The sequence below is a fragment of the Paenibacillus humicola genome (assembly GCF_028826105.1).
In the GTDB taxonomy this organism is placed as follows: Bacteria; Bacillota; Bacilli; order Paenibacillales; family Paenibacillaceae; genus Paenibacillus_Z; species Paenibacillus_Z humicola.
Genome location: NZ_JAQGPL010000001.1, coordinates 3,931,359 through 3,957,738 on the forward strand (window position 1 = coordinate 3,931,359; position 26,380 = coordinate 3,957,738).

Sequence of the window (26,380 nt, forward strand, 5' to 3'; positions counted from 1 at the left end):
ATTCATATCGACCAGCCGCTCCAAAGCCATTTTTTGTCCCTCAAGCCTTTCAGCCAATGAATCGTTTTTTCAAGCAGCTCCTTTCTTGCGGTGCTGGAAGAAAAGGTATGGTCTCCCTGCAAAATGATTTCTTTATCGCAAATGCCCTCCCGCCTGAGCCAAAATACTTTCTGATAAAGAAAACAATGATCGACGGGAACGACATCGTCGTTCGTCCCGTGAACAAGGAGCACATTACCCTGATAACGCTGCAATTCCTCCATCGGTTGAAAGCTCGCCAGCGAACGTATAAAATGCTTCGTCAAGGTGTAATTCAAATAATGCGCGCTGCCCTTCTCCTCGATTTCCTTCCATACTTCCGATCCGACGATGCGGCGAATGTCCCCGCATGGATATGCGACGGCCGACCATAAGATCAGCGTCTTAATCCGCGGATCCCGCACGGCAGTAAGAAGCGCGACACGCACCGCCCAGGCTGTGCCCCAATAAACAAATTTGTTCCTGGTCCACGACATCCAAAGCGGACGCGTAGTCGATGACGTATCTTGTTTGCTCGATAAGCCGGTCCATGCCTCCCGTGCCATACTCGCCGCCGCTTTCGCCGCACCCTCCGTAATCAAAACGAAGGACCATATAGCCTCCCCGGAGAAACGAATTGGCGGCATCGACGAACAATCGGTCCGCCCCAATCCGGTTCCCGATAAAACCGTGACAGATGATCACCAGCGGAAACTTGTTATTACCGCCGGACAACGGATACTGCAAAACTGCAGACAGCTCGGCGTCTGAGGATTGAATGGCGATCATGTGATTCATTTTTCTCACACCTTATTCATTTCTTTTGACAGGTTCATCCGCACAAACTAATGAAAAAGCAGCCACAAGCCTATGACCATACAAAAGACGGCAAACAGCCATTCCCATGGATCACCGGACAGACGGAACCGACGATTGGACATATCGCCCGTTAACTCCTTTCCGCGGATAAATAAAAAGACGCCCAAAGACAGTTCCCAAGTTGTGCGCGTTCGAGAAGTCTCCAGTTGTCCGGTTGACCCAGTGTACAGTTGTCATGAAGCAGCCGATTTGTCTATCCCAATTTTTCCTACCTGTTAACTTTTTTTTGAATCTTAGCATGATCGCCAATCGAAGGTCAATACATCTTTCGCATTTTATCATTGAAATTTATGAACGGAATCAATATTTATTATTGACAACAGCTTGTACCGCTTGGTATATTCAAGATCAAATTTAATTCCAACTTATCTGGTGTGTTTGGTTGGATATGAGGTGTTGATGGCCATGCAGCCCGTTCGCGCAGCATTCCGTTCCGTCCTGATCGGCTATCTGCTTATCCTTGTCGTACTGCCGATTTCGGCCGTTTACGCCAAAGGCTTCTCGCTCGGATGGCAGCCGTTCTGGAACGAAATATCCGGCGCAATCGCCTGGAAAGCGGTTGTTCTTACCGTCAAGCTAAGCATCGTCACCACCGTCATTCAGGCGGTTATCGGTACGCTGAGCGCATTTGTTCTCGTGCGGTACCGGTTTCCCGGACGCCGGCTGCTGAGCAGCCTTGTGGACCTTCCGTTCGCGCTGCCCACCGCCGTCTCGGGACTTATGCTGCTCACCTTGCTCGGCCCAAGCAGCCCGCTCGGCGTTTGGCTCGAGTATGCGGGCGTTCATTTGCTGTACAACGAGACGTCCATTGTGATCGGGATGGTGTTTATTACGCTCCCCTTCGTCATTCGAACCGTCCAGCCGCTGCTCGAACAATTCGATTCATTCGAGGAGCAGGCCAGCTACACGCTCGGCGCCGGGAAATTGTTTACGTTTTTTAACGTTTTGCTTCCTTCCGTCGCTCCCGGCATTATAGCCGGCAGCATGCTCGTCTTCTCGCGGGCGCTGGCGGAATTCGGCGCCATCTCGATGATCTCGGGCAATCTGCCGGGAAAAACGCAGGTCGCCTCGGTGTTTATTTATACGGAAATCGAGAATTACAACACTCAGGGAGCGGCGGCCGTGTCCGTTCTGCTGCTGACGCTGTCTTTTGCCGTATTGTGGACCGTCAACGCCGTGCAGAAGAAAAGAGGGACCCAGCTGTGAGGAAGCTTTTTATAACCGTCACCGTACTGCTGTTTTTCGTCATCCTTATTCTTCCTTTCGCGAGTATCGTCATCGGCGCGTTCGAGGGCGGCTTCGGCCCCTTTATACAGTCGCTCGGCCGCCCCGAGGCGCTTCATGCTTTGGCCGTTACGGGAATCATCACCGCGATCGTGCTGGTGCTGAATACGGTCATCGGTCTTCTGCTTTCGCTGGAAATCGCCAGAGGCACCTGGATTGCGAAATGGATCCGCCCGTTTGTCAATGCGGTGCTCGACCTGCCCTTTGCGGTTTCGCCGATCATCGGCGGCCTCATGATCATTCTGCTGTTCGGCCCGAACACGTTGCTCGGCGCATTCTTCGAGCAGAACGGCTTCAAGATCGTCTTCGCGCTGCCGGGCATGGTGATGGCGACCGTATTCGTGACCTTTCCCTTCATGATTCGGGAGCTGGTACCGGTCTTAAGCGAACTGGGAACGAGCCAGGAGGAAGCTTCCGCCACGCTTGGCGCCGGCCCGGTCCGAACGTTTTTCCGGATCACATGGCCCGCGATCCGCGGAGCGGTCGGTTACGGCCTGGTGCTGACGGCCGCCCGGTCCATCGGCGAATTCGGCGCGGTGCTGGTCGTTTCCGGCAATATTATGAACCAGACGCAAACCGCCACAACGCTGGTCTACCAGGATTCCACCGATTTCAATGAAATCGCGGCGAACAGCATGGCGCTGCTTCTCGCTCTTGCTTCGGTTGCCGTACTGCTGGCGCTGGAATGGATCAAACTTAGAAAGGAAGTCGGCGGACATGTACATTGAAGCGCGAAATTTGGAGAAACGGTTCGGCTCGTTCCACGCGATCAAGCAGGTCAGCTTTGAGATTGAAAAAGGAGACCTGGTCGGGCTGCTCGGACCGAGCGGCGGCGGAAAAACCTCCATTCTGCGCATGATCGCCGGGCTTGAAACGCCGACGGCGGGCGAAATTTATTTGGACGGCAAATTGGCGAACCCCATTCCCGTCCAGGAGCGCGGGATCGGATTCGTCTTCCAGAACTATGCGCTGTTCAAGCATATGAGCGTCTTCGACAACATCGCTTACGGGCTCCGGGTGAAAAAATACGGCCGCGACGCGATCAAAAGCCGGGTGTTGGAGCTGCTGAAGCTGATGGAGCTGGAAGGCACCGAACATAAGCTCCCGCATCAGCTTTCCGGCGGCCAGCGCCAGCGTGTCGCTTTCGCCCGGGCGCTCGCCCCGGAGCCCCGTCTGCTGCTGCTAGACGAGCCGTTTGCGGCAATCGACGCGAAAGTCCGCAAATCGCTGCGGCTGTGGCTGCGCAGGCTGATCAGCGAATTCGGCATCACGACCATTTTCGTAACGCACGACCAGGACGAGGCCATCGAGGTTGCGGACGATTTGATCATTGTCCAGAACGGGCAAATCGAGCAGCAGGGCTCGCCTTGGCAAATTTATAACGAGCCGGCATCGGCCTTTGTCGCTTCCTTCGTCGGCGAATCCAACAAACAGCCGACTCCCCTCCCGCTCACCGGCTTCCCGGAGCTGGAAGCCTTTCGGGACGGCGGCGAATGGCGGGACGGCGTCAGCGTCTTGATCCGCCCGGAATCGATTACGGTCAGACCGGAACGGACGCAGCATCTGAAAGCGGCAGGCCAAACCGGAACGGTAATGCACGTTCATTTTCGCGGCGATTCGTGGTATCTGGAAATGGAACTGGACGCCGGGGCGAAATGGTTCGCCTACCAGCCGATGAGCGAGCGGCCGTTCGAAACCGGAGACCGCGTCAATGTGCTGGTGCACCAGCTGCTGCTTTTTACAACGGAGGAAACACGCGTATTGGAAAACCGCGCTTTGGAAGATCCGATGCCTGTTCATATTTAACCATCGACCGAACGATAAGGAGAGGGAGCACATGAAAAAGAGAAATGGCTTCTATGTTTTGGGGTTAACGCTGCTGCTTACCGCTGCGGTACTTTCGGGGTGTGGGTCGTCGGGCAGCGGAGGCTCTCCATCCGGATCGGGATCAAACCCGGCGGGAAGCGGAAATTCAACGAAAGGGGCCGGAACGGTAACCCTCACCATCGGGGGCTACTCCACGATTAAAGACGAATTCGAGGCGATTTTCCCTCTCTTTCAGAAAGAATGGCAGGACAAAACGGGCCAGAAGGTGGAATTCAAAGAATCCTATCAAGGCTCGGGATCCCAGGCCCGTAATATTACGAACGGCTTCGAAGCCGACATTGCCGCCCTTTCGCTGGAAGGCGATATCGACAAAATCGTCAAGGCCGGGCTGATCACGCACGATTGGAAAAGCGCTCCTCACGGCGGCATGATTACGGACTCCATCGCGGTATTCGGCGTGCGCAGCGGCAACCCGAAAGGAATACACGACTGGGCGGATTTGGAAAAGCCCGGCGTACAGGTGCTCATTCCCGATCCGAAGTCGTCCGGCGGCGCCCGCTGGGATGTGAACGCCATTTACGGAGCGGGGCTCAAATTATCCGAGGAACAAGGCGGCAAACAGGATCCGGCGCAGGCCAAGGCGCTGCTTGCCGGCATTTACAAAAACGTCAAGGCGCTCGACAAAAGCGGCGAAGCGTCGATGTCCACGTTCGACAACGGCATCGGCGACGTCATCATTACGTATGAGAACGAGCTGCTGAGCCGCATCGATTCGGGGAAGAAGTACGAGGCGATCACGCCGAAATATACGACGGCCATCGAAAATCCGGCCGCCGTCGTCGATAAAGTTGTCGATAAGCACGGCACGCGCGACGTCGCCGAAGCGTTCTTGAACTTCCTGTGGACGCCCGAAGCGCAGAAAATATTCGCCGTCCACGGTTTCCGTTCCGTCCTTCCGGAGGTGCAGAGCAGCTACGCGGATAAATACAAACAGCCGGCCGGTTTGTTCGATACCGGTTACTTGGGCGGCTGGGACAAGGTCAATACCGAGCTCTACGGGGACGGCGGCATCTGGGATCAGGTCGTTGCCGGCAATTAAAATGGTTCGGAACGTTCTGCCGATAGGGACCGATGTTGAGCTGCCCCGTCAAGTAGACCGTACAAATAGCGATTTAAGCGGCCTTCGTCCTGAAATCCAGGGGACTGAGGCCGTTTACTTTGTTATGGAGCATTAATACCACCACACGGTATGATTGCCAACTTCTGAAGCGGTATACATTTTTTTGGGCATAAAAATACTCCTCTTACAGTAACCAGGTGTTTGTTATTTCACCTGTCTACCATAAGGGGAGCTTATCATGTCAAGATCAGCTTCGTCAGGCCGGCATACATGGCTCGGCCGCACTGAATCGCCGTCTTGCGCTTCACATCGAAGCGGCTTACGTCTCAAATCCGGATGCGAGCCCGCGAATACCCAATCCGGGCTCGTCGCCAAGCCGCATGCGGCAGGCATCGTAAACGACGCCGCCGATAACGGCATCGGCCGCCATCATGAGCGGAGCGTCCAGGTCGACGTGCGTGATATGCCGGAGCCCGGCCGCCAAATGAGCCGCCGCCGTAATGCCGATTCGCGTCTCCATCATGCTGCCGATCATGCAGGGCACGCCGCAGGCTTCCGCCATCCGGCTGATCACCGCCGCTCGCTGCACGCCGCCCGCCTTCATGAGCTTAATGTTGATGGCGTCGCAGGCCCGGCGCTGCAGCACCTCCAGCGCATCTCGGGGGGTAAATACGCTCTCGTCCGCCATAATGTCGGTATCGACAGCTTCCGTAACCTGCCGGAGTCCTTCAATATCCCGGGCCTTCACCGGCTGCTCGACCCATTCGACGTTCAGCCCTTCGTCCTCGATTTTGCGGATGATCCGGATCGCCGTCTTCGGCTCCCAGCCTTGGTTGGCGTCCAGACGCAGCTTGAGGTGCGGACCGACCCGCGCGCGAACCTCCCGGATGCGCGCCAGATCCAGGTCTGCGCCGCCCAGACCGACCTTGAGCTTCAGGGCGGAAAATCCGAGATCCGCATACTCGGCCGCATCGTCGCCCATGTCCCGCGGATCACCCACGCTTACCGTATAATCCGTCTCCAGCTCGCTCCGGCAGCCGCCCAGCCACACATAGAGCGGCACGCCGTAGTGCTGCGCGATCAAGTCGTGCAGTGCCATGTCGAGAGCGGCTTTCGCGCTGCCGTTGCCCGCCGCCGCACCGTGAATCCGCGGAAGCAGCCGTTCGAATTCGAGCACCGGCTCGCCGGTCAGGGCGGGAGCGATGCCGAGGATGAAGGCTTCGATGCTGGCCAGACTTTCCCCGGTGATCGCCATCGTCGGGGGCGCTTCTCCCCAACCGCTTCGGCCGCAGGCCGTCTCGATCCTTACGATCGCCGATTCGGCCGTATGCACCGTCCGCAGCGCCGTTTTAAACGGCTTACGGAGCGGCACCGCGATTTTCCGGACGACGATGCTGCTGATTCGCATGCTTTCAACCACCTTCATCGGACGATTTATTCGGATGCGGAACTGACTTCCGCAATGACGTCGATCTCCACCAGAATGTGGTCCAGCACGCTGCCGACGGTCGTCCGGACCGGGAACGGCTGCTTGAAAAATTCGTGATACACTTTGTTGTATTTATCAAAATCGCTCATGTCGGCCAAATGCGCCGTGACCTTTACCACATCGTTCAGCGTCGCGCCGCCTTCCTCGAGAATGTAGCGGATGTTGGTCAATACCTGGCGCGTCTGCTCTTCGATCGTCTCGGGCATTTCGCCGTTCGCCGCGTTTTTGGGGCCTTGGCCGGCGACATAGATACGGTTGCCTATTTTGATGCCTTGGGAATAAGAGCCTGCAGGCATGGGAGCTTTATCGGTTACGATTTCAATTTTCATCAGCTGATTCTCCTTGTGTGTAGTCCATATAGATCAGGTTGTGAGCAATCGCCCGGACGCGCTTGATCCGGTCATTGCGGCGATCCGGATGTACACGATTGGTAAGCAGTGCGGCGAACAGGCCCGCCTCCGGGTCCATCCACAGGCTGGTGCCGGTAAATCCCGTGTGCCCGTAGGAGCGGGAAGAGAACAAATCGCCCGCCGGCGAGTGATGCTCATCCTTCGCCTGCCAGCCCAGCGCGCGCGCCAAATTCAGATCGGCGGTAACATTACGGGTCATGCGCTCGACTGCGGCGGTCGACAGATAACGTCCGCGCGCTGTGTCTCCGAGCCTTAACATCATCTGCGCGATCTTCGCCAAATCCTCCAGATTGGAGAACAGACCGGCATGCCCGCCGACACCGCCGAGCACGACCGCGTTCTCGTCGTGAACCTGGCCTTGCACCGTAACGCCCCGCCACGGGCACGCCTCGGTCGCGGCAATCCGCTCGCGCCATTCGGGCGGCGGATTAAACGTCATGCTGTCCAGCCCCAAGGGCTCGAACACCAATTCGCGCATGGCGGCGTCCAGCGGCTTGCCTGCGATCGCTTCAATGACCAGACCGACAATAATGAAGCCCTGGGAAGAATATTCGACGAACGTCCCCGGCGCATGGCGCAGGGGCAGTCCCCGAATCGCGGCCAGCATCTTCTCCTTCGTGTCCGCATGAAGGTACAACGGCTGCTGCCCGGGGATGCCGCTCGTATGCGTCAACAGCTGAAGGAGCGACAGATCCTGCTTGTCCGTTCCTTGATAAGCGGGCAAAAAATCGGAGATCGGCTGATCCAGGTAGCATTCGCCGCTGTCGAACAGCTTCATTAAAGCCAATGCGACGATTGGCTTGGTGACGGACGCCAGATCCCACATCGAATCGAATGCAGCCTCGGGGCCTTCCCAGGACAGCGTGCCGACGACCCCCTGGCTGCTGATGCCGTCTGCGCTTCCGTAGATGTAGGCGGCGCCGGAAAATGCTTTGTTCTCCCTCTCTTGCTGCAAGAACTGCTTTAAACGGCTCACGACGTCCCCTCCTTCCCGGTCAGAAATTTGCGTGCGATCCGCTCATAGATGCAAACCGCCTTGTCCAGCTGATCCAGGTCTACGAATTCGTCCGGCGCGTGGGCTTCCGTCAAGCTTCCGGGTCCGACGATGATCGTGGGAATGCCGGCCAGCTCCGCCAGCTTGCTCATGTCGCAGCCGGCGCTGAAGCCGGCCGGATGCCGCTCCCCGCCCAGCACCTCGTCGGCTGCGGCCAGCGCAGCCGGCAGAATGGCCGCTCCCTCCTGCGTCTGCGACGGGATGGTGGCGACAATCACCTCGACCGGCTCGACGTCAAGCTCCGGCACCCGCCGCTTGAGCTCCGACAGGATCGCGGCCAGCTCCTCGTCCGCTTTGGCATGCGTCTCGCCGGGAAGAAGCCGGCGGTCGACAATCAGCTCAGCCCGGCCGGGAATGGTGTTTTGCCGCGTACCGCCGCTGATCATCGTGACGGCCGCGGTAGCCGGACCGAGCAGCGGGTGGGGCGCCTCGGCCAGTCGACGGTTTAGCGCTTCGCACTCCACGCAGAACAGTGCCGCATGGTGAATGGCGTTGATGCCCAGGTGCGCGCTGCCGGAATGGACCGCTCGCCCGCGAAACGCAATTTTTCGCATATAAGTGCCTTTGTGCGCCACGGCGACCTGCAGCCCCGTCGGCTCGCCGACAACGGCCCCGTCCGCCTGAATGCCTTGACGGACCAGATGGAAGCTGCCGATCCCGCCGGCTTCTTCGCCCATGACGGCAGTCAGCGTCAGCTTCCCGCCGAGTCCCTCGCGCCGCTCCGCCAGCCGCTCCATCGCGCACAGCATGGCGACCAGGCTGCCTTTGGCGTCGCAGGCTCCGAGACCGTACAGCCGGTCCTCGGTCAAGAACGGCTCGAACGGAGGATGCTGCCATACTTGTCCTGCCGGATTGTTGACATCCATATGGGAGTTGAACACCAGCGTCGGCCCCGGTCCGAAGTCCATTGTTGCGAGCACGTTGTCCTTGTCCGGCTCCACCTCCTGGCGCTCCACCCGTGCGCCGAACGAAATTGCCCATTCCTCGATCCAGTCCGCAACCGCCCCGACTTCTCCAGGCGGGGTCGGACTTGGCAGGGCGATGCACGCCATCAGCCGCTGCACCGTCCGGCCGCGAGATTCCGTCATCATGCAAGACCTCCTTTCAATCGAAAGGTTATCGCGTACGCCGCCGATTAAAGAGAGGCCAGCAGACGCGAGAGCTCCTCGAAATTCGCATTTAATTGTAGCGAAGTCCCGGCAGCTGCCTTCTCAATTGCCGACGGCTGCTTCAGCGCGCTTCCCGTAATGACGCACACGATGCGCTCGTCCGGCGCGATGCGCCCTTCCCGAACGGCAATCGCGACGGCTGCGAGCGTGGCCGCCGAGGCCGGCTCCGCCGAAATGCCTTCACGGCCCAGCCAGGCCATCGCTTCGAGAATCTGCTCGTCCGTGACCAGCTCCCCGAATCCGTGCGAGTCGTACATCGCTTTCAGCACGCGCCGGCCGCCTTGAATCGGCGAATTGCCCGCCATGCTTTGCGCGATAGTCCGTGTCGAATCGCCGTAGCTTCCGGCCGAGGTCAAGCCTTGCCGGAACGCGCGCACGATCGGTCCCGTCGCCTCCGGCTGCACGGCGACCATCCGGGGCAGCGAGCTTATCCAGCCCAGCTCCTTCAATTCGCGGAATCCTTTCCACGCGCCCCATATGCCGCCGCCGGTGCCGACCGGCTGAACCACGACGTCTGGCGCTTCCCAGCCGAACTGCTGCGAAAGCTCATACGCATAGCTCTTCATCGCCTCGTGGCGGACGGGATTGATGAAGTTGACGAACTGGTACAGTCCCAGCTCCCGGACGCCACGCTCAAGCATCGAGGTAATCTCGTTCATTTCACGAAAATGCAAAATCGCCGTCCGGGCGCCGTAGAGGGAGATCATCGACCGTTTGACCGGATTGGCCAAATACTCCACCAAAACGGTCGTCCGGATGCCCGCACGCGAGCCATACGCCGCGAACGAGGAGCCGGCATTGCCCGAGCTGTACGTCAAGCCCTCGGTTATGCCCAATTCCTTGGCGAAGCTGACGGCCAGACTGAAGCCGCGGTCCTTGAAGCTCCCCGTCGGCATCAGCGTGTCGTTCTTAAAGTACAATTGGGACAAGCCGAGCAGCGGCCCGGCGTGTATCGACCGGACCAGCGGCGTGCCTCCCTCGCCCAGACTGATGACATGGTCGCCGCTGCGCAGCGGATAAAACTCGTGCCATCGCCACATGGAGCCTTCCCGGCCGTCGAAAAGCTCCGGTTTCAGCTCCGCCTTCATCGCGTCCAAGTCATATTGAACTTCCAGCAGCCCGCCGCAGGCCGGGCATGTATTGAGCGCCCGGCGCATTTCGAACGAGGCCGAACAATCGTCGCACACGTAATGCGTGGCATATGACCATTTCAACTCGATTGCCCCCTAGCCCAGCCTTGATTTGGGATCCAAATAATCGCGCAGCGCGTCCCCGATAATGTTGATGGAGAGCACGACCAGCAGAATGCACAGTCCAGGCAGCACCGAGATCCACCAGGCGCTGGTCATGTACAGCTGGCCGCCGCTCAGCATGTTTCCCCAGCTCGGAATATCGATCGGAACGCCGAGTCCCAGGAAGCTGAGCGACGATTCCGCGATAATCGCCGATGCGATTTGGAACGCCCCGATTGTGATGACAGGCGCGTACACGTTCGGCAAAATATGACGGTACAGCACGCGCAGGTCGCTCGCGCCGATCGTCTGCGCCGCCACGACGAAGTCGCTGCCTCGGATGCTGAGCACCTGCGAGCGGACGACCCGCGCATACGATACCCAGCCGGTCACGCCGAGCACAAAGACCAGATTGTCCATGCCGCCGCCGAGCACCGCCACGATCGCGAGCGCCAGCAGAATGGTCGGAAAAGCCAGCTGAATGTCGGCCAGACGCATCATAATCTGATCGATCGCTTTATAAAAACCGGACAGCAGGCCGATGACCGTGCCGAGCACGCCCGACAGGCAAGCCGCCAGAACGCCGACCATGATCGATACTCTCGCCCCGGCGATCAGCCGGCTCAAGATGTCCCTGCCAAGATCGTCCGTCCCCAGCGCATGGCCGTGCACCGAGCCTTGCAGCCAGAACGGGGGCTTCAGGCGGTTCATCAAATCCTGCGCGTTGGGATCCTTCACAGTAAGCAGCGGGCCGGCAATCGCCAAAATGATGAACAGGCCAAGAATAACCATCGAGAACGTGACGATCGCCCCGCCGGATCTTAATTTCAAAAGTTTTTTAATCATTCATCCGCACCGTCCTATTCCAGCTCGATCCGCGGATCAACGAATACATAGCAGATATCCACCAGAAGATTTATCAGTACGAAAATGCCGGCCAACAGAATAAGCGCGCCCTGCACCAGCGGAAAATCGCGGTTATAGATCGCCTGGACGAGCAGCTGGCCGACGCCCGGCCAGGCGAACACGCTCTCCGTCACGACCGAGCCGCCGAGCAGCGACCCGATCTCCAGGCCGACGACCGTGATGACGGGCAGCAATGCGTTGCGAAGCGCATGCTTGGCCATGACTTTGCCGGGCATAAGCCCCTTGGCGCGCGCGGTTCGGATATAATCCGAACCGCGTGTCTCGATCAGGGACGAGCGAAGCAGTTTGGTCACCAATGCCATCAGATGCAGTCCGAGGGCAATGGCGGGCAAAATCAGATGCTTCCAGCCGCCGATGCCGCCGGTCGGAAGCCAGTGCAGCTCGACCGCAAAGAGCAGCACGAGCACGATCCCCATCCAGAACACCGGAATCGACTGCCCGATCAGCACCAGAGAGATGATGCCTTTGTCGGCCGCCTTGCCGCGTTTCACCGCCGAGAGGATCCCGGCGGGGATAGCGATGATTAACGAGAAGATCAGAGACGCACCGGCGAGCTGAAGCGTCGCCGGCAGTCGTTCGCCGATCAATTGAATGGTCGGCTGCTGATACCGCAGCGACTCTCCCAAATCCAGATGAAGCAGATCCTTCAAATAAATACCGTACTGCTCAAGCAGAGAATGATCCAGACCCAGGGCGGCTCGCAGTTGAGCCTCCTGTTCCACGGTAGCATCGGGAGGCAGCATAATCGATACCGGATCTCCTGTAAGTCGGGTGATGAAGAAGACGACTGTCGCCACGCCGAACAGCACAAAGATCGCATAGAACAAGCGACGGAGAATATAAGCGATCAATTCATTCCACCTCCGAAGTACACCGTCAGTTCACCGATGCATTGTACATCCAGAGCAAGCCGATGGAATTAGGCGTCCAGGATACGCGCTTGGTCATGCCGTAATAGCTGTCGAGCTGATACAGGTAGACGAACGGCGCTTCTTCCTTCAGCAGCTGCTGCAGCTTGGTGAACGCTTGCTGGCGGACCTGCGGATCGATCGACTGCTCTTCCTGATCGATAAGCTTATCGGCGTCGGCGTTTTTCCAGCGGTTGTACTTGCGGTCGCTCTTAATATAAGACTGGAAATTGCTGAGTGCGTCCATCGTCCAGCCCGTATTGCCCTGATAGTACATCGGGGATGCTTTGCCCGCGACGATGTTCGCCGTGAAGGTCTTGCTGTCCATCAGGTTGACGTTTACCTTAATCCCCACTTGACCAAGCTGGGCGGCAATGATCTGGACATAGCTCGCATTGGTATTGTCCGCATCCATCGAAATCGTGAAGCCGTTCGGATAGCCGGCGTCCGCGAGAAGCTGCTTGGCTTTGGCCGGATCGTAGTCGTACGGCGCAATATTGGCGTCATAGCCGAAATTTTGCTTCGGAATGAGCGTGGAGACACGGGAGGCTTTGCCGCCGAGAACCGAGTCGATAATGGACTTTACGTCGATCGCATAGTTCATCGCTTGGCGGACTTCCTTCTTGGCCAGATGCTCCTCGGACGTATTCAGCGAGATGTAGAAGGTGCGGATCCAAGGGCTCGTCACAATATTGACGCTCGAGTCATTTTTCAATTGATTGGCCACGTCCGCGTTGATGCCCGTCGCGGCAATATCGACTTCTCCTGCCCGCAGTGCGGCGACCATGTCGGCAGCGTTCGGAATGATGCGGAACGTCAGCTTCTTAATTTTCGGAGCGCCGCGCCAGTAATCCGCATTCGCTTCCATCTCGACCTTGTTATCCTTCGTCCAGGAGACGAACTTGAACGGGCCGGTGCCGACCGGATGGCTGGCGAAGTATTCGTCGCCTTTCTCCTTAATGTAATTCGGCGGAACCATGACGCCGCCGAACAGCGTCAGCTTGTTGGGAAGAATCGGATCGGGCGCATTCGTTACGAAGTTGACCGTGTAATCGTCCACAACATCGACTTCCTTGACCGAGTTCAGCTCGACAATCGGAGATGCCGTCGCCGGGTCCTTTAAGCGGTCGATGCTGTATTTGACGACGTTCGCGTTGAAGCTCTCGCCGTCATGGAACTTGACGCCTTGGCGCAGCTTGAACTGCCAGGTATGATCGTCAATGGCTTTCCACTCCGTAGCCAGCGCGGGTGCGAGTTTGTTGTCGGCGTCGCGCGTCACCAGCGTGTCGAACATGTTGCTGAGAATGTTCATGTCCGGCATCTTGCCCTGCTTCTGCGGATCGAGCGTGGATGCGTCCGTGTCTTGACCGACCACGAGAGAAGCTTCGCCTACGGCCGCGGAGCCGCCGGCCGAGGGGGATGTGCCGGCATCCGATCCGGCGCTGCCGGATGGCGAAGGCGAGCTGCTTCCCGTGCCGCCCTTCGATGAACTGCAAGCGGACAGAAGAAGAACTAACCCCAGTACCAAAACCAACCATTTCGTTTTCATATTGAATGACCTCCCCATTAAGATATCTTCTTCATTAGATTGCCCGTAATGACGGCTGTCGGCTCAATGATCTGCTTCGGACGGACAACCGATTTGCCCGCATCGGAGTAAATGACGTTCGAAGCGTCACCGTCCGCGATCCGGAACAATGTGGCTTTAGCCAGCGTGCCTTCCAGACGGCACCAGTCGTTCATCCGCAGCACGCCGGCCGGAACGGCCGTGACGCCTGCAATGACGTCGCACAGACTCATGCCGCAGTACATCAGCTTGGTCATCGTCACGGCCAGGCTGTAGACGGGACCGTTGATGTTGCGAATATGGGCATCGGTACTGATCGACACGCCCGATAGGCCTTGATTCAGCGCATTGCGGCAGATGTCGAAGCTGAAGCTTGCCGCTCCATGACCGACATCGAGTATCACCCCTCTCTCGAGCGCTTGCTGCAGCGCCCTCCCGGGCGTGCCGCCGGGCTGCCAAGGATGGCCTGTTTTGCCGTGGAAGCAATGCGTGACCACGTCGCCCTCGCGAAGCAGATGAAGCACATCGTCAATGAGCGGAGGCGCTTCTCCGATATGCACCATCAAGGGCAAGCCGGCTTCGGAGGCGGCTAGCAGCGCCATCTGCAGAGGAATGAGCCCGAGCTTGCCGACGATGGCGCCGCTGGACCTGACCTTGATGCCGCACACGAAAGGCGCCTGACCGACAGCCGCCGAAACGGTCTTGTCGATATCGATCAAGGATAAATCGGTGAACTCGCGGATGTGGGCCAGTCCGATGGAGCTGATATTCAGCCACGACCGGATCTCGGTCTCGAACCGGGGCGCAACGTATTCCCGAAGCCCGCGGATCGTTCCTTCTCCGGCACTGCCGGCGTCGGCGATCAGATGAACGCCGGTCGCCAGACCGATCGCGTCCGCCGGGACGCTGAGATCGGCTACCCCGTCGTAGACATGGGCGTGAAGATCGATCCAGCCGGGCGACAAATACACGTCGGGACGGACGTCTGCGTCCGTGCGGTGCAGCGCGAAGCCTTCTTCCGTCCGTTCCAGCGCGGCCGGATAGACCGAACGGGTCAAAGGATCGACGACGGAAACATAGGATGGATAGTCCATGCAAAGAACCTCACTCTCGATTGTTAATACAGATGGCAGGACACGCTGTGACGCGGAGCGGCTTCCTTCAGCGCCGGCTTCTGGCGGGCACAAATGTCCATCGCTTGGGGACAACGGGGGTGAAACGGGCAGCCGGCCGGCGGATTGGCGGGATTGGGCAGCTCGCCCTCGAGCACGATCCGCTGCCGGTTCGCCTCACGCCTGGCGACCGGCGCGGAAGCCAGCAGCGCTTGGGTGTAAGGATGCAGAGGGCTGCCGTACACATCGCTTTTGTCGCCCAGCTCGACCATGCTGCCCAGGTACATCACGCCGACGCGGGCGCTAATATGACGCACCACGGCGAGATTGTGGGAGATGAAGATGTAGGCCAGGTTCAATTCATGCTTCAAATCCATCATCAAATTCAAAATTTGCGATTGAATCGACACGTCGAGAGCAGAGACCGCTTCATCCGCCACGATGAGCTTGGGATTCAGCGAGATGGCCCGGGCGATGCCAATGCGCTGCCGCTGTCCTCCGGAAAATTGGTGGGGATACCGCTCCAGATCTCTGGCGCGGAGCCCGACCCGCTCGAGCAGACCGGCCGCCTTCTCCAATGCTTCCTTCTTCCGAATCCCCTTGATGACAAGCGGCTCGGACAGAATCTGGCCGACATTCATCCGCGGGTTCAGCGACGAATAAGGATCCTGGAATACCATTTGAAATCGGTCGCGGATGCTTCGCAGCTGCGTCCGGCTCATCTGCGTCAGGTTGACGTCCTCGAACAGAATGTCGCCGTCGGTCGGATCCGTCACCCGCATGATCATACGCCCCAGTGTCGACTTGCCGCAGCCGGATTCGCCGACGATGCCGAGCGTCTCTCCGGCCGCCAATTCGAACGACACATCGTCCACGGCCTTGACATGGCCGACGGTCCGTCTCAACAATCCGGAGCGAATCGGAAAATATTTCTTAATATTCCGAACTTTCAATAAATGTTGAGCCATGTTCCTCTCCTTTCTGTTCCGGCTTGTCAGACGACATCGCACCGGATCCAATGCCCGGACTTGATCGGGCGCAATTCCTTCTCCGACTGCCTGCAGGAATCCCTGGCCAGCTGGCATCGATCGGCAAAGCGGCAGCCGTTCGGAAAATGTGCGGCATCGGGCACGGTACCGGGGATGGAATACAGCTCGTCCTTCTCCTCGTCCATCGCCGGAATCGAGTCCAGCAGCGCCTTCGTATACGGATGGCCGGGATTCGCGAACAGCTCGTCCGCCGGCGCATTCTCCACGATCTGTCCGGCGTACATCACCACAATGTGGTCGGCGATTTCAGCCACGACGCCCAAATCGTGCGTGATAAGCACGATCGCCGTATGGAATTGTTCCCGCATGGAACGCATCAGCTCAAGCACCTGCGCCTGAATCGTCACATCCAAAGCTGTGGTCGGCTCATCGGCGATCAGCAGTTTCGGCCGGCACACCATCGCCATCGCAATCATGACCCGCTGGCGCATGCCGCCGGACAGCCGGTGCGGGTATTCCTTGACGATCGCTTCGGCGCGGGGTACGCCTACGAACTTGAGCATCTCGACGGCTTTCGCGCCGGCTTCCTTGCGGCCGATCCTGCGGTGGCGGAGCAGCGCCTCGGTGATCTGGTCGCCGATCGTCAGTACCGGGTTCAGCGAGGTCATCGGCTCCTGGAAAATCATCGAAATATCATTGCCTCGGATTTCCGACATCTCGCGTTCGTTCAGCGGAACGAGGTCCCGTCCGTCGAACCGTATTTCGCCGGCGACGATCCGGCCCTGCGGTTTGGGCAAAAGTCCCATGATGGACAGGGACGTCATGCTTTTGCCTGAACCGGACTCGCCTACGACACAGACGATCTGGCCCGGATAAACGTCCAGATCGACGCCGTCGACGGCTCGCACCTCGGCTCCGCCGCCGACAAAATACGTTTTCAAGCCTCTAACAGACAGCAAAGGCTGCGACACGTCATCACCTCCCGGAAATAGCTTCTATTTTGTAAAATTCATCATTTGGAGGCCGTTCCTCGTCCCTCGTCGAGGTAGTTGTAGAGCGTGTACTTGGAAATATCGAACAATTGGCAGACGCGGTCCCCCGCTTTCTTGATCAGAAACGCGCCGCGCTGGTCGAGAAACCGGATCGCCTGCATCTTCTCTTCTTTGCTCATATGCGAGACCGGCTTGCCGATCTCTTTCTGGCATTCCTGCAGCAAATAGTCGAGCAGCTCATTGACGTCCTTGACGAACACTTCCTCGACTTCCGGCGCCCGCGCCTCAAAATTGTGCTGTGTGATCGACTTCAGCGTTTTCTCCGCCATGATGAAATCCGAGATATCCAGATTGATGCAGATGGCGCCGATCGTCTTACCCTCTTCGTTCCGAATGTAGATCGAGGTCGAACGGAGAATCTTCCCGTCCTTCGTCTGCGTGATATAATTGTACCGGTCCCCGTTCTGCACGGATCCGCGCAGCACCTCGAGTCCCAAGTTGGTACCGCTGTCACCGATCGTACGGCCTGTCACCTGGTTGTTCTCGATCGCGATAATCGAGCTGTCGTAGCTGCGGGTTAAATCGTGCAGCACGACCTCGCACTTCTCGCCGACCTGAGCCGCGATTCCTTTGATCAACGAAGTCAGAAACTCCTTCTCATCGTTCACGTTCTCCAAGTCATCGCCCCCTTAACCAAAATATTTTTTAGTTCAAAAAAAATATTTTCAATAATGATTATAGCCTCCGTTTTCGGCATGTCAACTAATATTTCATGTAAAAAGCGTTTTCAAAATGTTCCATCCGCTTCTAAAGTGTTGTAATCGCTTCATTTTCCACGGTTACATGGCGCTTTTCAGATTCGTGTCATTAAATATGACTCGCCGGGAAAAGGTGTTTCAACCCTGCCGGCATCGAACCGGTCATGGCTCGTGCCGGGCCCGGGACTTCTTCTCTCCTCCGAATTCGACGTGCCGGTATAAAAAAAGACGCCCTTTCCCCTATCGGGAAAAAGCGTCTTCGGTTAACCGACTAAACCTTATCGGATCCCATCGGCAATTCATTTAATAAAGGGACCGCAATACCTGCGTATCGTATGCTTTCAGCTCGCCCGGACGTCCGCTCCGGATCAGCTCCGCCCAATCCGGATTGGCAAGCAGCGCCCGGCCTACCGCCACAAGATCGAACTCGCCCCGATCGAGCCGCTCCGCGATATCGTCGATCTCCGCCGTTTGAGCGGTATCCCCGCGGCTGCTCCGGAACTCGTTGTCCAGGCCAACCGAGCCTACGGTAATCGTCGGCTTCCCCGTCAGCTTTTTCGTCCAGCCGGCGAGGTTGAGCGGCGATCCCTCATATTCGGCTTCCCAGTAACGCCGTGTGGAGCAGTGGAATACGTCGACGCCCGCATCCGCAAGCGGCGCGAGAAACCGGTCCAGCTCCGCAGGCGTTTCCGCAAGCTTCGCGTCATAATCGGACGGCTTCCACTGCGAGAACCTCAGAATGATCGGAAAATCCGGTCCGACCGACCGGCGGCAGGCTCGAATGACTTCAACGGCGAAACGGGTACGCGCGGCCAAATCGCCGCCGTACTTATCTTCCCTCCGGTTCGTGCGCCCCCAGAAAAATTGATCGATCAAATAGCCGTGCGCGCCATGCAGCTCGATTCCGTCAAAACCGATTCGCACCGCATCCTCGGCCGCCTGCGCGTACGACGAAATAAGCGCCTCGATCTCGTTTTCCGACAACGGCTGCGTCACCTTCTCTCCGGTTAAGTCGAGTCCGGAAGGCCCGATCGGCAGCGTGTCCGGATTCGGCAGATCTCCGATTTTCCGGGCCATCCCGACGTGCCACAGCTGGGGAACGATTTTCCCTCCCGCCGCATGAACGGCTTTGACGGCTTTCGACCAGCCTTCCAGCGCGGCATGGCCAAAAAAATGGGGCCAATTCGGATTGGCGCCGGCTGCCGGATGTTCGATAAGCGTTCCTTCCGTTATGATTAATCCGACCCCATGCGCCGCCCGGCGGCCGTAGTAAGCGGCTACGTCGTCCCCGGGAACGCCGTCCGGCGAATACCCTCTTGTCATCGGCGCCATTACGATCCGGTTGTCCGTGTTCAGTCTATCCGATCGGAACGGTTGAAAAAGCGATGATACGGCTTGCTGCAGTTCAGACACACCAAAAACCTCCTTTAGATAAAAAAAAGGGAGACACATTGCCCATTACAACCTGATATCCGGCTTTCCGGCAGGGAATATTAAACCAAGCGGTTTTATATTTTTCCAATCATACCACACGCTGCTAAATGAATCCAGACGCGCACAAAGACAAAAACTTGTTCATTCCGAGCAATACTTCGTATAATACTTGGTGAAAAGGTTAAGAACGGAGGAATCAGGGATGCCGCTGCCTTGGACGGACCCTATTCGCTGGATTTTTTTCGATCTCGGCGAAACCTTGATCGATGAGTCGGAAGCGATAAACGAGAGCATACGCCAATTTGTGAGCGGGGCGGAGGAAATCGGATTCCGTTTTTCGCCTGAACAAGTCAAACACGGCGTCCGGGAAGCTTACCGGCAATTTTCCGGGTTTCCGATGCGAACCGTAATGGAGCGATTGATCCCTACAGAAGATTTGCGGGAGCAGGTCAGGCGGAGCATGAAGTACCGCAAAGACCTGGAACGTCCGTTTCCGGACTCCCTGCCGCTGCTTGCGGCGCTGTCCCGCCGTCATAAGCTCGGCATTATCGCCAATCAGGGTCCCGGAACCCTGGAACGAATCGCACGATACGGCTTCGCCCCCTACTTCAAGGTCGTCTGCGCATCGGCAGAAGCGGGGATGGCGAAGCCGGATCCGCTTTTTTTTCGAATGGGACTTGAACAGGCCGGCTGTCCGCCGGAACAGGCCGTCATGATCGGGGATCGGATCGATAACGATATCGTTCCGGCAAAGCGGCTCGGGATGCGGGCCATTTGGGTAAAGCAGGGCTACGCCTGCGAGCAGCCGCTTCCGGAAGGTCCGGACCGCCCGGATGCAATCGTCTCGCGAATCGGCGAGCTTCTGCCGCTGCTGCTGGGTCCTGCGCAATAAATACGTCCTGCAGCCGGCGCCTTTAATTTTCAGCTGTGTCCTTGCATTTGCATGCGTATATTTCATACTCCTTAAGAATGTTCAAATCGAACGAATCCGCAGTGCTTGCTCATCGGCCTCAATAGCCGCCCTGCTGGCAAGCAGCAAATCTTGATGCGATATCCGATACGGCTTTCCTTCGATCCGGTTCAAAAAATCTTCGATCACCGTAACGGCCGGCGATTGCAGTTCAACCCGGTGCAGCTTCTCGCTGTTCGTCTGTACGAACATCAATTCCTCCATGGCAACGGATGGATCTCCATACAAGCGAAGCTCGGCGCAGCCTTCCGTGCCGGAAACGAAAATGCGGCAGTCCCCGAATGCCCAGCAGGTTTCGGGCGTATGCCAGTCGGTATACAGCTGCGCTAAAATATTACCTTCCATCCTAACCTGCACCGCAGCGGTATCGTAGAAATCCGGATATTCCGGCAGCACGTTTTTCGCCATCATGCCGTTCATCCCCGCAATTTCCCGGTCGGTTAACCATCGCAGCAAATCGAAATCGTGAATGAGCAAATCGACGATCGGGCCGCCGTTTTGTTCCTTTGCGAAATGCCAGGGCTCTCTTGCTGCCGGCGACAGCCGGTGCGGCTTGCGCATCGTGATGCTGACGATTTTGCCGAGCCGCCCTTCGTCGATGGTTTGCTTTAGCGTATAAATCGACCGGCTATCCCGCGAGGTAAGCAGCATGCCGACCTCAATGCTTCCGCGGGCGATCACGCCCTCCAGCCTGCCGAGCCCTTCCCGGCTCGTAACGAGCGGCTTATCGAGCATGACCGGCTTCCCGTGCTTCTCGCACATTTCGATCACATCGATTTTTTCGTTATTAACCGCCGCGCATCCGACAACGCCTACTTCGGGGGTCAGCAATCGCTCCGGATTGTCAGTCAGCGGGACGCCGAACGAATCCGCCAATGCAGCCGCGACCGGCGATTCGTCCGGTTCGCAAATTCCCGCGCAGCGATAGCCCAAGGCGAGCATCTCGCGAATAAAGAGGCCGATATGGGCATGACGGCAGCCGATGACGGCAAAAGCCTTGTTATTCACGGCCGCCCTCCTTTCCCTCGCAAGCTTCATAAATAACCGTTCCGCCCGAAACCGTTTGTACGATGTCGAAAGGCCGGTCCTGACCGGAACGATACAAGATAAAATCGGCGGGCGAGCCGGCTTCCAGCCTGCCGATGCCCTGCCGGTCCAATCCGAAGAGCGCGGCCGGGTTCAGCGTCGCCATCCGCACGGCTTCATCCAGTGAGCAGACGTTCGCGCGGACCGCCCTTTCCATGCCGATGTGCAGAGGCGTGGCGGCCCCCGCCAAAATATCGCGGGTATGGGCCACGTGCAGCAGCCCGTCTTCTTCCAAGATCACATCGTCGTTAAATCCCGTCGCGTAACGGCCCGGAGGCAGGCCAGCCAAGTGAACCGCGTCGCTGGTCAGAATGGCTTTGTCTCCTTTGACGCGGATCATGCACTTCAGCGTCGAATCCGGCAGATGGTGGCCGTCGGGAATCAATCCGGCCCACAATCGGTCGTCCGCCAGCTGCGCCCAAATATAATTCGGATGCCGTTTAAGATAAGGATGTGCGCCGTTTCCCAGGTGGGTGCTCATGGAAGCGCCGGCGTCCACGGCCTGGCGGATCTGCTCTTCGGAAGCGCCGGTGTGGCCGATCGCGGCAACGATGCCCATACGCTTCAGCATCCGGATGAACGCGATGGCGCCCGGCTTTTCCGGAGCCAGCGTCACCTTGCAAATTTTTCCGCCGGCCGCATCGTACCATTCCATAAATTCCGCCTCGTCGGGGTCTCTCACCCAATCCTTGTTGTGAGCTCCCCTCGGCCCGTCTTCCGCGCTTATAAACGGCCCTTCCACATGGATGCCGATAACCGCGCGGTTCACCGTCGGATCGGCGGCGCAGGCGGCCGCGATCGTCCGGATGCCGTGGAGCATCCGGTCCTTCGGTCCGGTCACGACGGTCGGGCAAAAACGGGTGACGCCTCCCCGGTAAAGCTGCTTGACCACTTCGCGAACCGTCTCCGTCGTGATCCGGCGATCATTCAAATCATGTCCGCCGATCCCGTTCACCTGAATGTCGATCAGCCCGGGTGCGATCGACAGCTGCGCCGCTTCGTCCGTTTCCGCGATATCCGCGATGGTGCCGTTTGCAACGTCAACCTTCACGGTCCGTCCGGTTTGCCAATGCCGCGCCGTAAACACCGTTTCCATCCCTTATCCTCGCCTCCTCGCCTGGCGTCAATCGTTTTTCACAAAAGCGGCGGACTCGCGGTCCAGGACAAGCGTCCAATCGGCATGCGTCTTCAGGATCGATGCGGGCACTTCCGGCCGAACGCCGCTCTCCAGCGCCAGCTTGACCGCGTTCGCCTTCACCCCGTGAGGCACGGCGGAAACGATGGTCCTGCTCTCCATAATTTGGTGGACGGACATGGAAATAGCCTGTACCGGCACCTCGCTCACCGACGGGAACCATCCTTCACGCACCTGCTGAAGCTTGCACGCTTCATCGAGGCTGACGACGATGTACGGCTCTTTGCGGCCGAAATCGGCCGGCGGATCGTTGAAGGCGATATGCGCGTTTTCCCCGATTCCGATAAGGGCGAGATCGACCGGGGCCTTGGCGAGCTCTTCCGACAGCCGCTTCATCTTGTCCTCGTATTCGCCTTCGCCGTCGACAAAATAGGCGTTTTTCAACGGTACCCTGCTCGTAAAGCGCTCCTTCAAATATTTGCGGAAGCTTGCCAAATGCTCTTCGGTAATGCCGATATATTCATCCAAATGAAACATGTCCACTTTCGTCCAATCCACGTTCTGCTTCCGGAGCTCATCCAGCGTTTCGAATTGCGATGCGCCGGTCGAGAGCGCGATTCGCGCGCCGCCGCGCGCCGCAATCGCCTTATTGATCGCTTCCGCCGCAAGACGGGCGGCTTCCCTCCCGAGCTCCTGCGGATTTTCCGTCACCATAATGTTCATTGCGGCTCCTCCATCGTAAACAATAGTAATCGATTTCTAAAACGTCGATGCTTTATCCCTTTTCCTTCCGAACGAACGGGCCGGAATTTGCGAAAATAAAATTCGTTGCTATAATACAAACAGACAGAAATCGATTACGATCATCATAAAACATATTTGGAGACTATTCAATGAAAAAAACGATAACGATTCACGACATCGCCCGAATAGCGCAGGTTTCCTCTGCAACCGTTTCCAGAGTGCTCAGCAACAGCACCTATCCGGTCAGTCACGCCATGCGGGAAAAAATTTTAAAAACCGCCTCCGAGCTGAAATATATTCCGAATCAGCTGGGCAAGCAGCTGAAAACGAATACCAACATGACGCTCGGCGTCATCATCCCGTCGATCACCAACCCTTTTTATTCGTCTGTTATTTCGGGGATCGAGGAGATCGCCGTCGATCACGGCTACCATGTCCTGCTCTGCAATGCCAGGCAGGATCCGAAGCTTGAGGAACAGTTCATGAAGACCATTTTCGAAAAACAGATCAAAGGACTCATTATCTCGTCCATTTCCAATAACACCAAGCTTTTGAAGCAGCTCATCGATTTGGGGCTGAACGTCATTGCGCTGGATCAGGATATCGACGAGAAGGAAGTATCCCGCATCGAGTTCGATTTCCGCAAAGGCGGATATATGGCGGCGACGTATTTGATCGGCAAGGGGCATCGGAATATCGCTTATGTCACTTCTCCCCTCGACCGTCCGAGCCGCAAAAGCACCTGCCAAGGATACTTGGATGCCATGCGCCAGTTTGGACTGGAGCCTGTGGTCGAAGAAGCCGGCGCGGAATCGAAAGCCGCTTATGACGGCATTTACGAGTTCGACAACGGCAAGCGGTTGACGGGCAGGCTGCTCGACCGCTCCGACCGGCCGACGGCGATTTTTGCCTGCAACGATATGACCGCGTTCGGCATTATTAACGAATTGACTTCGCAGGGGCTTTCGGTGCCGCAGGACGTGTCAGTCGTGGGCTTCGACGGCATTGAATTCGGGCGCATGATTACGCCGGCGCTGACAACGGTCAAGCAGCCCGATTATGAGATGGGGCGAATGGCTTGCGGCATGCTGATGGACATGATGAACGGGAACAAAAAGCCGTATCTCAATTTCATGCTGCAGCCCGAGCTGATCGAGCGCAGCTCCGTCGCCGCAAGAGCCGATTAACGGCGCGAAGCCGCCGGGGGCCGGGCACGGTAATAACGCGGGGGGAAGTGCAGCAAATAAAGCAAGCCCGCCATTCCGAAGAATGGCAGGCTGCTGCGGCCGTTCCGCTGTAAAACGACTTCTGCTATAAAACGACTTCTTTTCCCGTTCTGGACGATTCGTAAATGGCCAATATCAAGTCCACCGCTTTTCTCGCTTCTTCTCCGGTAATGAGCGGATCGCGGTTTTCCCGCACGGCCTTGATCATGTCGTCCACCAGAATATAATGGCCGTCTCCGGCAATGTTGGCGGGATCGCTGCCGGAGTTGACCATCCCTTCCGCCTCGGGCATTTCTTCGTCGCTGCCTGCGAAGCTCCACTGTTTAAAGCCGCTGTCCCGAAAATGATCGTGCCCTTCTCGCCGTGAAGCTCGAACCGGGTTTCCTGCGCCGGATATACGGAAGTCGTGCCCTGAATGACGCCGAAAGCCCCGTTTTTGTATTTCAGCACGGCCACCGCCGTATCCTCGACCTCGATGTCTCGAAGCAGGGGAGCCGAATACGCGAACACCGATGCAACGTCGCCGGCCAGCGCCGTCCATTGCCCATGTGCCTCTCCAGCCGGCACTGCGGTAATAGTCCGGACTGCGGTAATATTTCAAATAAGCGTCTCCGAGCACGAGCTTGCCCAGCTTCCCTTCCGTGACCGCCTTCTTGGCGGCGATGGACGCGGGCATGACCCGCCGCTGAAATACGCAGCCCAGCTTTACGCCGCTCTGCCTGCAGGCATCGATCATCCGGGTCATAGGTTCGGACGCAATATCCAGCGGCTTCTCGCATAAAACATGCTTTCCCGCCTGCGCCGCTGCGATCGCGACCTCATGGTGAAGCCCGCTCGGCACCGCTGCGCAAATGACGTCGATGTCGTCCCGCTTCAGCATTTGCTCGTAATCGGTATAGACGAGTGGAATGCCGTGCGTTTCGCTCAGCCGCTCCGCTTTATCCTTCTCGATGTCCGCTACGGCAACCAGCTCCGCGTCCGGGTGCAGCGCAACCGCCTTGGCGTGAAACGGCGCAATGACGCCGGCGCCGACAATGGCAAATCTCATTTTGTCCGCCATATCATTCCCTCCCCGTTCATTCCGTTCCGAGTTTGACGAAAGAAGCGGTTTCGGACGAGCGATGGGCGGCCAGCGTAACCTCCAAGGTCTTCATCCCTTCTTCGTATGGAGCCAATATTCCGGCTGGATCCAAGGCGGCGACGGCTTCGATAAAGGCGTCGTCCTGCTCTTTGTAGAAGTTGACCCGGCTTTTATACGTCATCGTCCAATTCTTTTCCATAATCGTAAGCGAGGTGCCGTCCAAGACGACCCGGAAGCCGCGCCCGATAATTTCCAGACCGGAACGGCTGTCGGGCTGGTCGACGAACGAGGTGTCGAGATGGCCGACCGCGCCGGAAGCAAACCGGAAGTTGACGGAATACACATCCGGAATATCGATGCCGTCGATTTCCTTCATGACGTTTAACGCCATATCCGCCGAAACGTGCGTGATCTCGCCGGCCAGGTAGCGGAGCAGATCCACATTATGCGTCGTTTGCTCGATCAGCTGACCGCCGGATTTTGTCCTATCCTTCCACCAGGGCACCGTCACGAAAGAGCCGAAGCGGTGGGCGCGAACCATGGCAATTGTCTTGCCCTGTAAATATTCCCTGGCTTTTGCGGCGGTGTCCAAGTACCGCAGGCAGTAGCCCGTTCCGGCGATAATGCCGGCTTCGCGAATCGCGCGGGCTTTTCTTCGGACCGTTTCCAGATCCAGCCCGAGCGGCTTCTCCACAAACAGATGGATGCCGCGCGCGGCGGCCTTCTCCTCCATATCGCCGTGTGCGAACGGCGGAACGCAAAGGAACAGCGCATCGATGGATTCATGGTCCAGCATCGCGTCGAAATCGGTATACGGGACCGCCCCGTACCGTTCGGCCGCCCGTTCGCTGCTGGCTTGTACAATATCGCATACGGCCGCCAGCTTGACTTGTTCGTTGTCATGCAAATGCTTCAGATGCTCCGCCGCGATTCCGCCGGCGCCGACTACAGCAACTCGCACCATAAACA

At 57.8% G+C, this 26,380-nt stretch carries 24 protein-coding genes and 1 pseudogene; 6 read left to right on the forward strand and 19 right to left on the reverse strand.

Going from position 1 to position 26,380, the window contains the following annotated elements; translation table 11 throughout:
• Positions 1 to 2 precede the first annotated feature (2 nt).
• A pseudogene (locus PD282_RS27460) lies at positions 3 to 816 on the reverse strand (alpha/beta hydrolase family protein).
• Positions 817 to 1,302: 486 nt separating this feature from the next.
• Here PD282_RS27460 and cysT point away from each other — a divergent pair.
• The 4 genes from cysT to PD282_RS18185 are packed head-to-tail and all read left to right on the forward strand — an operon-like array spanning position 1,303 to position 5,107.
• A complete protein-coding gene (cysT, locus tag PD282_RS18170) occupies positions 1,303 to 2,103 on the forward strand; it encodes a sulfate ABC transporter permease subunit CysT (RefSeq protein ID WP_274652052.1) in 801 nt (266 codons plus the stop codon).
• On the forward strand, positions 2,100 to 2,909 hold the full coding sequence (locus tag PD282_RS18175; RefSeq protein WP_274652053.1) for a sulfate ABC transporter permease subunit: 810 nt from the start codon (positions 2,100 to 2,102) through the stop codon (positions 2,907 to 2,909). Before cysT ends, PD282_RS18175 begins: the two co-directional genes overlap by 4 nt.
• Positions 2,899 to 3,987, forward strand: a complete 1,089-nt coding sequence (locus PD282_RS18180; RefSeq protein ID WP_274652054.1) for an ABC transporter ATP-binding protein — start codon at positions 2,899 to 2,901, stop codon at positions 3,985 to 3,987. The genes PD282_RS18175 and PD282_RS18180 overlap by 11 nt, the downstream gene beginning before the upstream one ends.
• Before the next feature lie 31 nt (positions 3,988 to 4,018).
• Positions 4,019 to 5,107: a sulfate ABC transporter substrate-binding protein gene (locus tag PD282_RS18185; protein ID WP_274652055.1), complete on the forward strand. Its 1,089-nt coding sequence runs from the start codon at positions 4,019 to 4,021 to the stop codon at positions 5,105 to 5,107.
• A gap of 340 nt (positions 5,108 to 5,447) precedes the next feature.
• Here PD282_RS18185 and PD282_RS18190 read toward each other — a convergent pair whose 3' ends face one another.
• From PD282_RS18190 to PD282_RS18250, 13 genes are all read right to left on the reverse strand, one after another.
• A complete protein-coding gene (locus PD282_RS18190) occupies positions 5,448 to 6,536 on the reverse strand; it encodes a dipeptide epimerase (protein WP_274652056.1) in 1,089 nt (362 codons plus the stop codon).
• A 26-nt stretch (positions 6,537 to 6,562) separates the two neighbouring features.
• Entirely contained in the window at positions 6,563 to 6,946 is a 384-nt protein-coding gene (locus tag PD282_RS18195) for a RidA family protein (RefSeq protein ID WP_274652057.1), read from the reverse strand.
• Positions 6,936 to 8,003 carry a serine hydrolase domain-containing protein gene (locus PD282_RS18200; protein WP_274652058.1) on the reverse strand — a complete coding sequence of 356 codons (1,068 nt, stop codon included), beginning with the start codon at positions 8,001 to 8,003 and terminating at the stop codon, positions 6,936 to 6,938. Before PD282_RS18200 ends, PD282_RS18195 begins: the two co-directional genes overlap by 11 nt.
• Positions 8,000 to 9,172 (reverse strand): M20 family metallopeptidase, encoded by a 1,173-nt coding sequence (locus tag PD282_RS18205; RefSeq protein ID WP_274652059.1) that lies wholly within the window; start codon positions 9,170 to 9,172, stop codon positions 8,000 to 8,002. Before PD282_RS18205 ends, PD282_RS18200 begins: the two co-directional genes overlap by 4 nt.
• Before the next feature lie 44 nt (positions 9,173 to 9,216).
• A complete protein-coding gene (locus tag PD282_RS18210; RefSeq protein ID WP_274652060.1) occupies positions 9,217 to 10,464 on the reverse strand; it encodes a threonine synthase in 1,248 nt (415 codons plus the stop codon).
• Positions 10,465 to 10,476: 12 nt separating this feature from the next.
• A complete protein-coding gene (locus PD282_RS18215) occupies positions 10,477 to 11,328 on the reverse strand; it encodes an ABC transporter permease (RefSeq protein WP_274652061.1) in 852 nt (283 codons plus the stop codon).
• 14 nt (positions 11,329 to 11,342) lie between these two features.
• Entirely contained in the window at positions 11,343 to 12,260 is a 918-nt protein-coding gene (locus PD282_RS18220) for an ABC transporter permease (protein WP_274652062.1), read from the reverse strand.
• A 25-nt stretch (positions 12,261 to 12,285) separates the two neighbouring features.
• On the reverse strand, positions 12,286 to 13,866 hold the full coding sequence (locus PD282_RS18225; RefSeq protein WP_274652063.1) for an ABC transporter substrate-binding protein: 1,581 nt from the start codon (positions 13,864 to 13,866) through the stop codon (positions 12,286 to 12,288).
• 17 nt (positions 13,867 to 13,883) lie between these two features.
• Positions 13,884 to 14,978 (reverse strand): amidohydrolase family protein, encoded by a 1,095-nt coding sequence (locus PD282_RS18230; protein ID WP_274652064.1) that lies wholly within the window; start codon positions 14,976 to 14,978, stop codon positions 13,884 to 13,886.
• A gap of 23 nt (positions 14,979 to 15,001) precedes the next feature.
• Entirely contained in the window at positions 15,002 to 15,994 is a 993-nt protein-coding gene (locus PD282_RS18235) for an ABC transporter ATP-binding protein (RefSeq protein WP_420832366.1), read from the reverse strand.
• On the reverse strand, positions 15,991 to 16,956 hold the full coding sequence (locus PD282_RS18240) for an ABC transporter ATP-binding protein (RefSeq protein ID WP_274652066.1): 966 nt from the start codon (positions 16,954 to 16,956) through the stop codon (positions 15,991 to 15,993). Before PD282_RS18240 ends, PD282_RS18235 begins: the two co-directional genes overlap by 4 nt.
• 41 nt (positions 16,957 to 16,997) lie before the next feature.
• On the reverse strand, positions 16,998 to 17,645 hold the full coding sequence (locus tag PD282_RS18245; protein WP_338045254.1) for a helix-turn-helix transcriptional regulator: 648 nt from the start codon (positions 17,643 to 17,645) through the stop codon (positions 16,998 to 17,000).
• Positions 17,646 to 18,038: 393 nt separating this feature from the next.
• On the reverse strand, positions 18,039 to 19,148 hold the full coding sequence (locus PD282_RS18250) for an NADH:flavin oxidoreductase (protein WP_420832309.1): 1,110 nt from the start codon (positions 19,146 to 19,148) through the stop codon (positions 18,039 to 18,041).
• Between the two features lie 223 nt (positions 19,149 to 19,371).
• Between PD282_RS18250 and PD282_RS18255 the strand changes: the two genes are divergently transcribed.
• Entirely contained in the window at positions 19,372 to 20,061 is a 690-nt protein-coding gene (locus tag PD282_RS18255) for an HAD family hydrolase (protein ID WP_274652069.1), read from the forward strand.
• A gap of 81 nt (positions 20,062 to 20,142) precedes the next feature.
• Here the strand turns inward: PD282_RS18255 and PD282_RS18260 are convergent, their stop codons facing one another.
• Genes PD282_RS18260 through PD282_RS18270 form a run of 3 tightly spaced genes read right to left on the reverse strand, consistent with a single transcriptional unit; the run spans position 20,143 to position 23,083 of the window.
• On the reverse strand, positions 20,143 to 21,147 hold the full coding sequence (locus PD282_RS18260) for a Gfo/Idh/MocA family protein (RefSeq protein WP_274652070.1): 1,005 nt from the start codon (positions 21,145 to 21,147) through the stop codon (positions 20,143 to 20,145).
• Positions 21,140 to 22,321, reverse strand: coding sequence for an N-acetylglucosamine-6-phosphate deacetylase (gene nagA, locus PD282_RS18265; protein WP_274652071.1), 1,182 nt, complete (start codon positions 22,319 to 22,321; stop codon positions 21,140 to 21,142). Before nagA ends, PD282_RS18260 begins: the two co-directional genes overlap by 8 nt.
• A gap of 27 nt (positions 22,322 to 22,348) precedes the next feature.
• The gene (locus tag PD282_RS18270) at positions 22,349 to 23,083 is read right to left on the reverse strand and encodes a 6-phosphogluconolactonase (RefSeq protein WP_274652072.1); all 735 of its coding nucleotides are present in this window, start codon (positions 23,081 to 23,083) and stop codon (positions 22,349 to 22,351) included.
• Positions 23,084 to 23,253: 170 nt separating this feature from the next.
• On the opposite strand from PD282_RS18270, the gene PD282_RS18275 reads away from it, so the two are divergent.
• Positions 23,254 to 24,291: a LacI family DNA-binding transcriptional regulator gene (locus PD282_RS18275; RefSeq protein WP_274652073.1), complete on the forward strand. Its 1,038-nt coding sequence runs from the start codon at positions 23,254 to 23,256 to the stop codon at positions 24,289 to 24,291.
• A gap of 124 nt (positions 24,292 to 24,415) precedes the next feature.
• On the opposite strand, the gene PD282_RS27575 is transcribed toward PD282_RS18275, so the two are convergent.
• Together PD282_RS27575 and PD282_RS18290 are read right to left on the reverse strand one after the other, a co-directional pair.
• Positions 24,416 to 25,390, reverse strand: a complete 975-nt coding sequence (locus tag PD282_RS27575) for a Gfo/Idh/MocA family protein (RefSeq protein ID WP_476703963.1) — start codon at positions 25,388 to 25,390, stop codon at positions 24,416 to 24,418.
• Between the two features lie 16 nt (positions 25,391 to 25,406).
• On the reverse strand, positions 25,407 to 26,375 hold the full coding sequence (locus tag PD282_RS18290) for a Gfo/Idh/MocA family protein (RefSeq protein ID WP_274652074.1): 969 nt from the start codon (positions 26,373 to 26,375) through the stop codon (positions 25,407 to 25,409).
• Positions 26,376 to 26,380: the final 5 nt, after the last annotated feature.